At 73.0% G+C, this 12982-nt stretch carries 14 protein-coding genes; 8 read left to right on the plus strand and 6 right to left on the minus strand.

Going from position 1 to position 12982, the window contains the following annotated elements:
- Window positions 1-99: 99 nt before the first annotated feature.
- Window positions 100-435, minus strand: a complete 336-nt coding sequence (locus tag OG937_08035) for a YnfA family protein (GenBank protein ID WUD71643.1) — start codon at window positions 433-435, stop codon at window positions 100-102.
- A 6-nt stretch (window positions 436-441) separates the two neighbouring features.
- On the opposite strand from OG937_08035, the gene OG937_08040 reads away from it, so the two are divergent.
- Window positions 442-1098 (plus strand): class I SAM-dependent methyltransferase, encoded by a 657-nt coding sequence (locus tag OG937_08040; protein ID WUD71644.1) that lies wholly within the window; start codon window positions 442-444, stop codon window positions 1096-1098.
- On the opposite strand, the gene OG937_08045 is transcribed toward OG937_08040, so the two are convergent.
- Window positions 1047-1820 (minus strand): alpha/beta hydrolase, encoded by a 774-nt coding sequence (locus OG937_08045; protein ID WUD71645.1) that lies wholly within the window; start codon window positions 1818-1820, stop codon window positions 1047-1049. The genes OG937_08040 and OG937_08045 overlap by 52 nt on opposite strands.
- Window positions 1821-1891: 71 nt before the next feature.
- Between OG937_08045 and OG937_08050 the strand changes: the two genes are divergently transcribed.
- Window positions 1892-2416 (plus strand): PadR family transcriptional regulator, encoded by a 525-nt coding sequence (locus tag OG937_08050; GenBank protein ID WUD71646.1) that lies wholly within the window; start codon window positions 1892-1894, stop codon window positions 2414-2416.
- Between the two features lie 82 nt (window positions 2417-2498).
- Window positions 2499-2819, plus strand: coding sequence for a hypothetical protein (locus OG937_08055; protein WUD71647.1), 321 nt, complete (start codon window positions 2499-2501; stop codon window positions 2817-2819).
- Window positions 2820-2849: 30 nt separating this feature from the next.
- Here the strand turns inward: OG937_08055 and OG937_08060 are convergent, their stop codons facing one another.
- Both OG937_08060 and OG937_08065 read right to left on the minus strand, forming a co-directional pair.
- Window positions 2850-3173 carry a hypothetical protein gene (locus OG937_08060; GenBank protein ID WUD71648.1) on the minus strand — a complete coding sequence of 108 codons (324 nt, stop codon included), beginning with the start codon at window positions 3171-3173 and terminating at the stop codon, window positions 2850-2852.
- Between the two features lie 8 nt (window positions 3174-3181).
- Window positions 3182-3553 carry a hypothetical protein gene (locus OG937_08065; protein WUD71649.1) on the minus strand — a complete coding sequence of 124 codons (372 nt, stop codon included), beginning with the start codon at window positions 3551-3553 and terminating at the stop codon, window positions 3182-3184.
- Window positions 3554-3713: 160 nt separating this feature from the next.
- Between OG937_08065 and OG937_08070 the strand changes: the two genes are divergently transcribed.
- On the plus strand, window positions 3714-4664 hold the full coding sequence (locus OG937_08070) for a hypothetical protein (GenBank protein ID WUD71650.1): 951 nt from the start codon (window positions 3714-3716) through the stop codon (window positions 4662-4664).
- A gap of 17 nt (window positions 4665-4681) precedes the next feature.
- On the opposite strand, the gene OG937_08075 is transcribed toward OG937_08070, so the two are convergent.
- Window positions 4682-6061 carry an FAD-dependent oxidoreductase gene (locus OG937_08075; GenBank protein WUD71651.1) on the minus strand — a complete coding sequence of 460 codons (1380 nt, stop codon included), beginning with the start codon at window positions 6059-6061 and terminating at the stop codon, window positions 4682-4684.
- 65 nt (window positions 6062-6126) lie between these two features.
- Here OG937_08075 and OG937_08080 point away from each other — a divergent pair, with 65 nt between their 5' ends.
- Both OG937_08080 and OG937_08085 read left to right on the plus strand, forming a co-directional pair.
- A complete protein-coding gene (locus OG937_08080; GenBank protein ID WUD71652.1) occupies window positions 6127-7365 on the plus strand; it encodes a DUF4032 domain-containing protein in 1239 nt (412 codons plus the stop codon).
- A 22-nt stretch (window positions 7366-7387) separates the two neighbouring features.
- Window positions 7388-8176 carry a class I SAM-dependent methyltransferase gene (locus tag OG937_08085; protein WUD71653.1) on the plus strand — a complete coding sequence of 263 codons (789 nt, stop codon included), beginning with the start codon at window positions 7388-7390 and terminating at the stop codon, window positions 8174-8176.
- A 27-nt stretch (window positions 8177-8203) separates the two neighbouring features.
- On the opposite strand, the gene OG937_08090 is transcribed toward OG937_08085, so the two are convergent.
- Window positions 8204-8962, minus strand: a complete 759-nt coding sequence (locus OG937_08090; GenBank protein WUD71654.1) for a methyltransferase domain-containing protein — start codon at window positions 8960-8962, stop codon at window positions 8204-8206.
- Between the two features lie 94 nt (window positions 8963-9056).
- Here OG937_08090 and OG937_08095 point away from each other — a divergent pair, with 94 nt between their 5' ends.
- Window positions 9057-9521 (plus strand): SAM-dependent methyltransferase, encoded by a 465-nt coding sequence (locus OG937_08095; protein ID WUD71655.1) that lies wholly within the window; start codon window positions 9057-9059, stop codon window positions 9519-9521.
- 171 nt (window positions 9522-9692) lie between these two features.
- On the plus strand, window positions 9693-12962 hold the full coding sequence (locus tag OG937_08100) for an alpha-amylase family glycosyl hydrolase (GenBank protein WUD71656.1): 3270 nt from the start codon (window positions 9693-9695) through the stop codon (window positions 12960-12962).
- The last annotated feature ends 20 nt before the right edge of the window (window positions 12963-12982 follow it).

The following is a 12982-nucleotide window of genomic DNA, read 5'->3' on the forward strand; positions in this document are numbered from 1 at the left end:
TCGGGCCATGACGGAACCCTGCCTTATTTGACCACGTGCTTTCCGGATGCGGCCCCCGACGATCGCGTGCGGCACGAACCTGTACGCACGAAGCGTGTTTCAGCCGCTGCGTGGCCCGTACATGATGATCCCCACGCCCACCAGGCACACCAGCGCGCCCACCACGTCGTAGCGGTCGGGGCGGTAGCCGTCGGCCACCATCCCCCAGGCGAGCGAGCCCGCGATGAACACCCCGCCGTAGGCGGCGAGGATGCGGCCGAACTCGGCGTCCGGCTGGAGGGTGGCGACGCACCCGTACAGGCCCAGGGCGATGACGCCGGCCCCGATCCACGCCCATCCGCGGTGCTCGCGCAGCCCCTGCCAGACCAGCCAGGCGCCGCCGATCTCCAGCAGCGCGGCCAGCAGGAAGAGGGCCACGGAACGGAACGGGATCATGCGACCATGATGCCCCGCGTCCCGTGCGCCCCGGCGCGCGCCCCGAACCGGAGGTGGACCGTCGTGCACACCGACCCCGCGCAGATCCGCGCGTTCTTCGCCGCCCGCGCCGCCGACTGGGAGACCCGCTACCCCGACGACGCCCCCGTCTACCGTGCCGGTGTCGCCGAACTGGGCCTGCGGGAGGGCCAGAGGGTCCTCGACGCGGGGTGCGGCACGGCCCGGGCGATGCCCTTCCTGCGCGCGGCCGTGGGGGCGTCCGGGACGGTCGTGGGCGCCGATCTGACGCCCGAGATGCTGGCCGCGGCGGTACGGGCCGGGCGCCGGGAGCACGGCGCCCTGCTGCTGGCCGACTGCGCCCTGCTGCCGCTGCGCGACGCCGCCCTGGACGCCGTCTTCGCCGCGGGGCTGATCGGGCACCTGCCGGACCCCGGGGCCTGTCTGCGGGAGCTGGCCCGGGTCACCCGGCCCGGCGGCCGGCTGGCGCTCTTCCACCCGATCGGACGGGCGGCGCTGGCCGCCCGGCAGGGCCGCGAGCTGACCCCGGACGACCTGCGCGCCGAGCCCAACCTGGGGCCCTTGCTGGAGTCCTCGGGGTGGACCCTGACCTCCTACACCGACACCGACGAGCGGTTCCTCGCGATGGCCTCGACGAAGGCGTAGGCGTTGTCGAACATGATGTTGTGACCGGCGCCGGGGACCGTCACGACGGACACCCCGGCCGCCTCCAGCTCCGCCCGGCCGCTCAGGTCACCGCTCGACTCACCCTGCAGGAAGGTGCGCGGGACGGGCGACGCGAGCAGCAGTTCCCGCATGACCGGATCGCTCCCCCGCAGCAGTGACGAGGCGGTGCGGTGCAGGGCGACCGGGTCGGCCAGGCGCATCGTGGCGGCCCACCGCGGGCCGACCCGCTCCAGGACGCGGGCGAAGCCCCCGCCGTGGACGAACTCCTCCTCGGTGAAGGCCGCGATGCCGCTGCTTCCGGCCGTCACGCGCGGACGCGCGTCGAGGTTCGCCTCCGCCAGCACCAGGCGCGCCACCAGATCGGGCCGGCGCGCGGCGAGGACGATCGCCACGGCGCCTCCCATGCTGTGGCCGACCACCTCCGCCGGGCCCGTCGCGGCGGCGTCGAGTGCCGCGGCGAGCGCGTCCGCGTGCTCCTCCAGCGTGTAGCCGAAGGCGGCGGGCCGGTCGCTGATGCCGTGGCCCGGCAGGTCGACGAGGAGTGAACGCCGCCCGGTGAGGGCCGGATCCGCCGCTATGTGGGCGAAGTAGACGGAGGAGGCCGCGCCCAGCCCGTGCACATAGACGAGCGCGGGGCCGGTCCCGGGTGTCCCGGTCCAGCGGATGCACGCCCCGTCCTCGGTGAATCGTGTCTGCTGCATGGAGGAGACTATACATCGGTGCCGATGTATTACGTCAACGAGGTACAGCGTCGTTGCGGCACAATGACACCATGCTGGAGCTCGCGATCCTCGGATTCCTCTACGACGCCGCCCTGCACGGCTATGAGCTGCGCAAGCGCATCGCCGCACTCACCGGGCACGTCAAACCGGTGGCCGAGAGCACGCTCTACCCGGCCATCAAGCGGCTGGAGAAGGCCGGTCTGCTGCGCCGCGAGACCCAGCCGGGCGCCGTGGCCGCGCCGCGCCACGTGCTGACGCTGACCACCGAGGGCCGCGCCGAGCTGCGCCGGCGGCTCGCGGAGCCGGACGCCGCCGACGTCTCCGACGAGAACCGCTGGTTCACGCTCCTCGCCTTCCTGCGCCATCTCGACGACCCCGCCCTGCAAAGCGCGGTGCTGCGTCGCCGGCTCGCCTTCCTGGAGGAGCCCACGAGCTTCTTCCACGACGGCGACCGCCCGCTGCGGGCGGAGGAGCTGGACGATCCGTTCCGGCGGGGCGTCCTGACGATCGCACGCGCCACCACGCGGGCGGAGCTCGGCTGGCTGCGCACCACCCTGGACGCCCTGGAGTCCTGACTGCGCCCCCGGCGGGTCCGGCCGGCGCGGCGGGGACGGTAGCCTGCGGCACGTCCGACCGAGGAGAACTGCGAGGCCGCGCGTGACCCGAGAGCTGTACAACGTCCGGCTGGTACCCCGCGAGGGGGACCCGACCCCGCTGACGGACGAGGAGGAACAGCGCGCGCGGACCACGCTCTTCAACGACCTCGGCCGCGCCGTCTCCGACCGCGGCTGGGTGCGCTTCCCCGCGTACTCGCCCGAGGAGCGGCGGCGGCTGGTCGACGTCGCCGGCCGGCTGAGCGCCTACTGGGGCGTCGAGGTCGGTGTGGCGGCCGAGGACCCCTGCTCCATGAGGCTCTTCCTGCCCGGGTACGGTCCGCGGGAGGCCGCGGTCACCCCCGCCGCGGAAGGCCGCATGTGACGAACCGGGCCCGGTAGGGCGGCGGACGCCTCACGCCTCGGGGAGCCCGAGCAGCGACCGGGCGACCGCCCGCGGCGGTACGCCACGCTCCTGGGCGAGCACCGCGACGGCACGCCGGGCGAGTTCACCGATCCCGAACATCAGCGCCTCCGGCGCGACGCGCGCCGCAGCGGCCTCGAGCGCCTCCTCGTCCCCCTCGACGGAGGCCGCGACATGGGCGGCGGCCGCTTCGAAGAGGTTGCGCTCGCGTGATGCCCGGCGTGAGGGCTCCACCCCGGGCGTCGGCGGGGGCTTCGCGGGCCTCCCCGGCGTCCGCGCCGCGGTGAACCTCCGGAGCCAGGTGGCCATCCGCATCACCCCTCTCACCCATGGGCGTTCCCGCCCGTGGGCAGCCGGAACCCCGGAAGGCCCGGGTCGCCGCTCTCCGCGGTGAGCGCGAGAGGGGGGCCGTGTGCGCCGGGCTCCCAGCCGACGGCGAGCGCGTGCTCGACGAGCAGGCGGACGTCGCGAGGAGTCGGGTGGGCGGTGCCGGTGGCGCAGGATCCCCACGGACCGGGCTCGGAGGCCGACACCAGATCGACGACGAGGGCGCGGCCGCCGGGAGCCTCCCCGTCCATGACGCGGACGAAGACGACACGGCGGCAGGTGCCGTCGGGCTGCTCGGCGTGCCCGATGCGGGCGGTCCAGAGGAACTCCCGCCCGTCGAAGCGGAGGCGACGGCGCCGTTTCTTCACGGGCGGACGCCCTGGTGGGCACGGGAGTTGGCCATGGCGTCAGCGTAGAGGCCGGCGATCCGGCCACCGAACGGTTTTCCACAGGGCGCGCCCCGGTCTCGACGCGGGTGTTACCGGGTGGTTAGGGTGCGCCCACCACTGAGAACTCACTGGAGAGGGGATGCCCGTGTCCGCGACGGACGACGACGCGCTGTTCGTGCTCACCGCGGCGATGCTGACGCCCGCGCAGTTCCCGGGCGTCCTGGCCGACGACTATCCGGCGGCGTGCGCCGAACTCGGGCTGGAACCGGCGGACGACGGCTACGGCCTCGTCTTCGGCCAGGACGGGACGGGCGCCCGGTGGACGGTGGCGATCAGCGACACGGCGCTGGTCGCGTGCGCCCTCGCCGCGTGGGACTGCGGGCTGGAGTACGACCTCTCCCCCGACGAGCGCTCGGTCGTCGCCGCGCTGCCCGGCTGGCCGCTGCCGGTCGCGGTGGCCGCGCCCGGCGTGCCCGCTCCGCACGATCCGCCCGAGGCCGAGGACGGCCCGCCGCTCTCGCCGCCCGACACCGGGACGTGGGGGCCCGCGCAGCGACGCCTGGGGGCCGACGAGATAGCCCTCCAGTGGCGGATCTGGCGGGAACAGCTCGACGCCGGGGACGAGTCCGACACTCCGGACGGCGCCGGCAGCTCCAGCGACCCGGACACATCCGCCACAACCGTCGCAAACTCCGCGCCTGACGGCACGGAGAAGGAGCCCGTGGACAAGGCGCCCACAGAGAAGGCGCCCACCGAGAAGGAGCCCACGGAGAACGAGTCGGGCGAAGGGACCGGGCCCACGGCTCCCGCCGCCGACGGCATCCACCCCGGGGTGCGGCGCGCGCTGGAGGCCGCCCAGGAGTACCTCCGCACGCCCCCGCCGCCCGGCCGCATACGCTCGACCGCGGCAGGCGAGGGCGTACGCACCCTGCGTGTGGACGGCGAGGGCTGGAGCCTGGTGGCCCGCACCGACGACATCGCCTTCGTGCTGCTCGACGAGGAGCCCGGCGAGGTGCTGCCGGTCGGCCGGGGGCCGGAACTCCCCAGCCTGCTGGAGGGCCTGGAGAAGCTGGCCGTACGGCCCGCCTGAGCGCCCCCGGTCACGGCTCAGGCGTCCGGGCCGTCCGCGCGGACCTTCCCGTCGACCTTGCGCGCGGCGATCAGGACCGGGTCCCACACCGGGGAGAACGGCGGGGCGTAGCCCAGGTCGAGCCCGGTCATCTGCTCGGCGGTCATGCCCGCGGTGAGCGCCACCGCACCGATGTCCACGCGCTTGGCCGCGCCCTCGCGTCCGACGATCTGCAGTCCGAGCAGCCGTCCGGTGTGCCGCTCCGCGATGGCCTTGACCGTCATCGGGGCGGCGCCGGGGTAGTAGCCGGCCCTGCTGGTGGACTCGATGACCGCGGTGACGTACTGCAGCCCGGCGGCCCGGGCCTGGGACTCCTTCAGTCCCGTACGGGCGATCTCCAGGGAGCAGACCTTGCTGACGGCCGTGCCCACCACGCCCGGGAAGGTGGCGTAGCCGCCGCCGATGTTGGTGCCGATGACCCGGCCCTGCTTGTTGGCGTGGGTGCCCAGCGCGATGTGCTGCATCCCGCCGGAGACCAGGTTGAGGACCTCCACGCAGTCCCCGCCCGCCCAGACCGCCTCCTCCCCGCGCACACGCATCGCGCGGTCGGTGAGCAGCCCGCCGTGCGCACCCAGCGGCAGCCCCGCGTCGCGGGCGAGGCCGGTGTTGGGGGCGACGCCGAGCCCGAGCACGACCACGTCCGCGGGGTACTCGCCCTGGTCGGTGGCCACCGCGCGGACCCGGCCGTCCGCCCCGGTGAGCACCTCGCGCACCGGGGCTCCGGTGACGACCGTGATGCCGAGGCCCTCCATGGCCTCCCGCACGAGCCGGCCCATGTCCGGGTCGAGGGTCGCCATGGGCTGCTCGGAGGCTTCGACGAGGGTGACCCGGAGACCGCGCCGCAGCATGGCCTCGGCCATCTCCACGCCGATGTAGCCGCCGCCGACCACGACGGCGGTACTGACGGGCCTGTTGTCGAGGGCGTCCAGGATGTCCTCGCCGTCGTCGAGGATCTGCACGCCGTGCACGCCCCCGGCGTCGATCCCGGGGATCGGGGGGCGCTTGGGCACGGCGCCGGTGGCGATGACGAGCTGGTCGTACTCCGTCCAGTCCTCCGCCCCGAAGACGTCCCGGGTGCGCACCCGGCCGCGGTCCCGGTCGATCTCGACGACCTCGGTGCCGAGCCGCACGTCGATGTCGTGGGCCCGGTGCTTCTCGGGCGTGCGGGCGATCAGCTTGTCGGGGCCGGTGGCGTCCCCGGCGATCCAGTACGGGATGCCGCAGGCGGAGTAGGAGGTGCGGCGCCCGCGTTCGAAGGCGACGACCTCCAGTTCGTCGGGCCCCTTCCTCCTGCGCGCCTGCGACGCCGCCGACATGCCCGCGGCGTCCCCGCCGATGACCACAAGCCGTTGCCTCATGCCCCGCAGCGTATGCGCCGCCCCGGTGTCCCGCGCGATCACCCCGTTGCCGCAGACTGGGCGCCATGGACCTGCAGATCACCGCGACCTCCCCGGACCATCCGGCGACCCTCCTCGACCTGCCGTGGAACGTGCCGCTGGAGGAGTGGCCGGAGGAGTACCTGGTGGCGCTGCCCCGCGGCATCTCGCGGCACGTCGTCCGGTTCGCCCTGGCCGGCGACGAGGTGGTGGCGGTCAAGGAGGTCGGCGAGTGGGCGGCCGTCCGCGAGTACGGGCTGCTGCGCGACCTGGACCGCATGGGGATACCCGCGGTCGACGCCCTCGCCGTCGTCACCGGCCGCACCGACGACCGCGGCGAGCCGCTGGAGCCGGTGCTGATCACCCGCCACCTGGGCGGCTCGCAGCCGTACCGCTCGATGTTCGAGACGACGATGCGCCCGGGCACGGTCAACCGGCTGCTGGACGCGCTCGCCGTGCTGCTGGTCCGGCTCCACCTGGCGGGCTTCGCCTGGGGCGACTGCTCGCTGTCGAACACCCTCTTCCGGCGTGACGCGGGCGCCTACGCGGCCTACCTGGTGGACGCCGAGACCGGGCAGATCCAGCCCAGCCTCTCGCGCGGCCAGCGGGAGTACGACATCGAGGTGGCCCGGGTGAACATCGCCGGCGAGCTGATGGACCTGGAGGCGGGCGGCTCGCTGCACCCGTCGGTGGACCCGGTCACCTTCGGGCAGGCCATCGCCGACCGCTACGACGAGCTGTGGCACGAGCTCACCCGCGAGTCGGTGTACCCGGTGGCCAAGCGGCACTACATCGACCGGCGCATCCGGCGGCTGAACGACCTCGGCTTCGACGTCGCGGAGATGCAGATCCAGCGGTCGCCCGACGGTGACGACGTCACGTTCCTGCCCAAGGTCGTGGACGCCGGCCACCACCAGCGCCAGCTGCTCCGCCTCACCGGCCTGGACGCCGAGGAGAACCAGGCCCGCAGCCTGCTCAACGACCTCGAGACGTGGATGGCCGGCCAGGAGGACTACGCCCCCGGCGACCCGCTGGGCGCCCGCCCCGAAGTGCTGGCCCACCGCTGGGTCCGCGACGTCTTCCGTCCGACGGTCCGCGCCGTGCCGCGCGAGCTGCGCGGCTCCCTGGACACCGCGCAGATCTACCACGAGCTGCTGGAACACCGCTGGTTGATGTCCGAGCGGGCCCAGCGTGACGTGGGTCTCGACGCGGCGGTCGAGGACTACGTCCGGAACGTGCTCCTCCCGTCGCCGCAGGGTCCCGCCGTTCCGCTGCCGCCCGACTAGCGCCGGGCCCTAGTCTCGACGGGTGACCGACCGGACTTCGCTGAGGGGCGTCTTCGACGAGGACGCCGAACTGTACGACCGGGTCCGCCCGGGGTATCCCGGCGTGCTCTTCGACGACCTGGCCGGGGTGGCGGGGCTCGGCCCGGGCGCGCGCGTGCTGGAGATCGGCTGCGGGACCGGGCAGGCCACCGTGCCGCTCGCGGAGCGCGGCTTCCGCGTCACGGCCGTCGAGCTGGGCCCGTCGATGGCGGCGGTCGCCCGGCGCAGGCTGGCCGGGTTCCCGGGCGTCGAGGTGGTCGTCTCCGCCTTCGAGGACTGGCCGCTCCCGGAGGAGCCGTTCGACGCGGTCGTCTCGGCCACGGCGTTCCACTGGATCGACCCCGCCGTGGCGGTCGTCAAGTGCGCCGACGCGCTGCGGCCCGGCGGGGTGCTGGCCGTCATCGCCACCCATCACGTGGACGGCGGCACCCGGGCCTTCTTCGCGGACGTGCAGGAGTGCTACGAGCGCTTCGACCCGGCGACGCCCCCGGGGCTGCGGCCGCGCGCGGCGGCCCTGGTCCCCACCGACAGCGAGGAGACGGACCGCTCCGGACGCTTCGGGCCGGCCGTCTTCCACCGCTACGAGCGCGAGCTGCCGTACACCACGGCCGAGTACCTCGACCTGCTGCTCAGCTACTCCAACCACCGCGCCCTTCCCGCGGCGCGGCGGGAGGGCCTGCTCGCCTGCATCCGGGCGCTGGCCGACGGCCGCCACGGCGGCCGCGTCGTCAAGCGGTACCTGACGGAACTGCGGATCACGCGGCGACTGTGACGGTGACGGACCGGGCGGGCACGCGGGTCACCCCCGTGTGCCCCCGCGGCCGCGCGTCGCGGAGATCGTCAGGCGGACGTAGTCCACGACGGGCTCCGGCAGGCGCGCGGCCACGGCGCGGACGAAGGCCTCGTGCTCCGCGCCGGGGAGGCGTTCCAGCTGTCCGCCGAGGACGACGACGGCCAGGTACGAGAGCAGTTGCGCGCCCGGTTCGAGACGGGCGGGGTCGGGGACGAGGGCGACCTGGACGTCGGTGAAACCGGCGTCCCTCAGGCGACGTTCGGTCTCCTCGACGCCCGCGAAGTTCCAGACGGCGGGCTGCGGGCCGAGGACGTCGTCGACGGCGGCCGACACGCCGGCGATGTTGCCGAGTCCGCCGCATTCGGCGACGAGGCGTCCGCCGGGGCGCAGGACGCTTGCGACACCGCGGAAGAGCGCGGCGTGGTCGGGGATCCAGTGGAAGGTGGCGACGCTGGTGACGGCGTCCACCGTGCCCGTGACGGGGAGCGGGCCGGTGATGTCGGCGTGCACGACCTCGACGCGGTCCAGGCGTCCGGCGAGGCGCCGGCGGAGCTGCTCCAGCATGCGCAGCGAGCCGTCGAGGGCGACGACGCGGCCGTGCGGGAGCAGGTCGAGCAGCGCCTCCGTGTCGCGTCCGGTGCCGCAGCCGAGGTCGAGCACCCGCTCGTCGCCGCGCGGCGCGAGGCGGTCCAGGGTCCCGCGGCCCCACTGCGCGTGGGGCAGCGGCAGGCTGTCGTAGGTGGTGGCGTCCCATTCCCGCGTCATGACCTCCACGCTAGCCAGCGCAGTCCACCAAATGATACCCATATCTCACATAGTGATCAGCGAGAGACGCATCGACGGCAGCGGAGGAGCGCACATGACGGCGATCGAGGTACGGCCCGTGGGATGGGTGACCGGCGGCCGCGTACCGGTCGAGGACGACGACTGGGGCGGCGTCGAGGCGGTGATCCGGCTGGACGGGGAGCAGTTCGGTCCGGAGGCGCTGTACGGCCTGGACACCTTCTCCCACCTGGAGGTCGTCTTCCACTTCGACCGGGTCCCCGAGGAGCGGGTGGAGACCGGCGCACGCCATCCGCGCGGGAACGCCGGGTGGCCGCTGATCGGCATCTTCGCCCAGCGCGGCAAGAACCGGCCCAACCGCCTGGGCGTGTCGCGCTGCAAGATCTTGCGGGTCGTCGGGCTGGATGTCCACGTTGCGGGGCTCGACGCCGTGGACGGGACGCCGGTACTCGACCTCAAGCCGTGGATGGCCGAGTTCGGGCCGCTGGGCACCGCGTTCCAGCCCGCGTGGGCCACCGAGCTGATGCGCGACTACTACTGAGCGTCCCACTGCGGGACCTCTTTACCGCCCTGTCATGTCCCAGTAATCTCATGAAGATTCTTGCAGCAACTTGCAGGAAACTCACGGCTGTTCCTTTCGTGGCGCGCGGGAGGGCCTGCCTCACCCGCACCGGCCGCCGCCCCCGGCGGCCCTCGCCCGAGGAGCCCCCGTATGACCCGACCCGCGCGCCCTGGACGCCATCGCGCGCTGCACACCGTGCTGTTGCTCGTCGGCGGCCTGCTGCTCGGCCTGCTGCCGACGGGCCTGTCCTTCGCCGCCGCCTCGGCGACGGTCTACTACCGTCCCGCCTCCGCGTGGACCACCGTCAACCTGCACTACGCGCCCACCGGCGGTGCCTGGACCACCGTGCCGGGCGTCGCCATGCAACCGGCCTGCACCGGTTGGTACTCCAGGACCGTCGACCTGGGCGGCGCCACCGGCCTCTCCGCCACCTTCACCAACGGCAGCGGAGCCTGGGACAACAACAACGGCGGCAACTACCGGCTCGGCACCGGCACCAGTGCCGTCTCCTCCGGGACGGTGACCACGGTCGACCCGTGTGCCGGCGCCACCGCGAGCAGTGCCACCGTGTACTACGCGACCGCGGGCCGCGACTGGCCGTCGTACTACCTCCACTGGGCCCCCTCCGGCGGCTCCTGGACCGCCCCGCCCGGTACGCGGATGGCCGCGGCCTGCACCGGCTGGGTCAAGCTGACCGTGGACCTGGGCACCGCGACCGCCTGGCAGGCCACCTTCACCAACGGCAGCGGCACCTGGGACAACAACGGCGGCGGCAACTACCAGCTGGGCACCGGCACGATCACGGTGAAGGACGGCGCCGTCGCCCACAGCGACCCGTGCAGCGGCACCGGGGAACCGGCCGGCCACGGCGCCACCGTCTACTACGCCACGGACACCGTCGGCTGGGCGGCGTACAACCTGCACTGGGCGCCGGCCGGGGGCGCCTGGACGGCCGTGCCCGGCGTCGCCATGGAGGCCGCCTGCACCGGCTGGGTGAGGAGGACCGTCGACCTCGGCACCGCCACCGCCTGGCAGGCCGCGTTCAACAACGGCAACGGCACCTGGGACAACAACAACGGCGGCAACTACCAGCTCACCGAGGGCGTCAGCACGGTCCGGAACAGGGTCGTGACGCGGGACGCCGACGACCCGTGCGCCGCATCCGAGCCGGACACGACGGCGCCCACCGCCCCCGCCGGGGTGACCGCGCAGGCGACCGGCACGTCGGTCGTGGTGAGCTGGACCGCCGCCACCGACGACACCGCCGTCACCGGCTACGAGGTCACCCGCACCGGCGGCACCAAGGGCACGTCGATCGCCCACGTCACCTCGACCGTGACGACCCAGACAGGCCTGGAGGAACGCACCGCCTACCGCTACACCGTCAAGGCCCTCGACGCGGCAGGCAACATGTCGCCCGCCTCCTCGCCCGCCACGGTCACCACCGGTGAGGCGCCGCGGACCACCCCGGGCGAGCCGCTGGGCGGCGACCCGCGCAAGGACCCGATCTACTTCGTCCTCACCGCCCGCTTCTACGACGGCGACACCTCCAACGACCGCGGCGGCAGCCAGCACGTGAAGTCGGGCAACGCCGCGGGCGGCGACCCCATGTTCCGCGGCGACTTCAAGGGGCTGGTCGACAAGCTCGACTACGTCAAGGGCCTCGGCTTCTCCGCGATCTGGATCACGCCCGTCGTCCTCAACCGCTCGGACTACGACTACCACGGCTACCACGGCTGGGACTTCTACCGGGTCGACCCCCGCCTGGAGTCGGCCGGCGCCTCCTACCAGGACCTGATCAACGCCGCCCACGCCAAGGGCATCAAGGTCTACCAGGACGTCGTCTACAACCACAGCTCCCGCTGGGGCGCCAAGGGCCTGTTCACGCCCACCGTCTACGGCGTGCGCGACGCCCAGTGGAGCTGGTACTACGACCAGGAGCAGGACGGCTTCGCCTACGACGGCCTCACCGTCGAGCCGGTCTCCGGCAAGTCGTACTACAACGGCGACCTGTGGTCGACCGCCGAACCCACCGGCAACACCTGCGTCAACTGGGGCGTCCCCACGGGCGGGAGGAGCGCCGAGGGCTACACCCTCTACAATTGCCAGTGGCCGAGCCCGACCTCCGGCATGTTCCCCTCCAGGTACTACCACCAGTGCTGGATCGGCAACTGGGAGGGCGAGGACTCCCGCTCCTGCTGGCTCCACGAGGACCTGGCGGACTTCAACACCGAGAACGCGCAGGTGCAGAACTACCTGATCGGCGCCTACAACAAGTACATCGACATGGGCGTGGACGGCTTCCGCATCGACACCGCCGTGCACATCCCCCGCGTCACCTGGAACCGCCGTTTCCTCCCCGCCATATACGACGAGGTGACGGCGGAGTTCGGCGCGGACAAGGCGAAGGACTTCTTCGTCTTCGGCGAGGTCGCCGCCTTCGTCAACGACAAGTGGAACCGCGGCTCGGTCAACCACTCCGCGCAGTTCTACACGTGGAAGGAGCGCAGGGCCTACAGCGACGACGACACCACCGCAGCGCTGGAGCAGTACACCTACGAGGAGCAGTTGGGCACGGGCAACCAGCCGACGTCCACGAACGCCCTCCTGGACGGCAACGGCTACCACACCCCGGACCACAGCCGGTTCTCCGGGATGAACGTCATCGACATGCGGATGCACATGAACTTCGGCTCCGCCTCGAACGCCTTCAACAACGGCAAGGACTCCGACGACAGCACCAATGACGCGACCTACAACGTCGTCTACGTCGACAGCCACGACTACGGCCCCAACAAGTCGTCCTTCCGCTACGCCGAGGGCACCGACGCGTGGGCCGAGAACATGTCGCTGATGTGGACCTTCCGCGGCATCCCGACGCTTTACTACGGATCGGAGATCGAGTTCCAGAAGGGCAAGCAGATCGACTGCGGCCCCACCTGCCCCCTGGCGTCCACGGGCCGCGCCTACTACGGGGCGCACCTGGAGGGCGACGTCACCGCCTCCGGCTTCGGCACGGTGAGCTCCGCGTCCGGGCAGGTGGCCACCACGCTCTCGCAGCCGCTGGTCAAGCACGTGCAGCGGCTGAACCAGATCCGGCGGGCGGTCCCGGCGCTGCAGACCGGCCAGTACTCCACCGCCGGGGTCAGCGGCGAGATGGCCTTCAAGCGCCGCTACACCGACGCCGCCGGCGGGGTGGACAGCTTCGCGCTGGTCACCGTGAGCGGCGGCGCCATGTTCACCGGGATCCCCAACGGCACGTACAAGGACGCGGTGACCGGCGCGGTGAAGACCGTGAGCGGCGGGAGCCTGTCGGTCGACGCGCCCGGCAAGGGCAACCTGCGCGTGTACGTCCTCGACCTGGGCGGGGCCAACGCCGCACCGGGCAAGGTCGGCTCGGACGGGCCGTACCTGAGGTAGCGCACCGTACCCGCGCACCG

The sequence above is a fragment of the Streptomyces sp. NBC_00510 genome (assembly GCA_036013505.1).
GTDB lineage: Bacteria > Actinomycetota > Actinomycetes > Streptomycetales > Streptomycetaceae > Actinacidiphila.

Excerpts from the sequence above, each read along its gene's own strand:
- OG937_08095 (WUD71655.1), top strand. The coding sequence starts at position 9,057 with ATGACGGCGATCGAGGTACGGCCCGTGGGATGGGTGACCGGCGGCCGC.
- OG937_08035 (WUD71643.1), bottom strand. The coding sequence starts at position 435 with ATGATCCCGTTCCGTTCCGTGGCCCTCTTCCTGCTGGCCGCGCTGCTG.
- OG937_08080 (WUD71652.1), top strand. The coding sequence starts at position 6,127 with ATGGACCTGCAGATCACCGCGACCTCCCCGGACCATCCGGCGACCCTC.
- OG937_08040 (WUD71644.1), top strand. The coding sequence starts at position 442 with ATGATGCCCCGCGTCCCGTGCGCCCCGGCGCGCGCCCCGAACCGGAGG.
- OG937_08100 (WUD71656.1), top strand. The coding sequence starts at position 9,693 with ATGACCCGACCCGCGCGCCCTGGACGCCATCGCGCGCTGCACACCGTG.
- OG937_08045 (WUD71645.1), bottom strand. The coding sequence starts at position 1,820 with ATGCAGCAGACACGATTCACCGAGGACGGGGCGTGCATCCGCTGGACC.
- OG937_08060 (WUD71648.1), bottom strand. The coding sequence starts at position 3,173 with ATGCGGATGGCCACCTGGCTCCGGAGGTTCACCGCGGCGCGGACGCCG.
- OG937_08090 (WUD71654.1), bottom strand. The coding sequence starts at position 8,962 with ATGACGCGGGAATGGGACGCCACCACCTACGACAGCCTGCCGCTGCCC.
- OG937_08070 (WUD71650.1), top strand. The coding sequence starts at position 3,714 with ATGCCCGTGTCCGCGACGGACGACGACGCGCTGTTCGTGCTCACCGCG.
- OG937_08075 (WUD71651.1), bottom strand. The coding sequence starts at position 6,061 with ATGAGGCAACGGCTTGTGGTCATCGGCGGGGACGCCGCGGGCATGTCG.
- OG937_08050 (WUD71646.1), top strand. The coding sequence starts at position 1,892 with ATGCTGGAGCTCGCGATCCTCGGATTCCTCTACGACGCCGCCCTGCAC.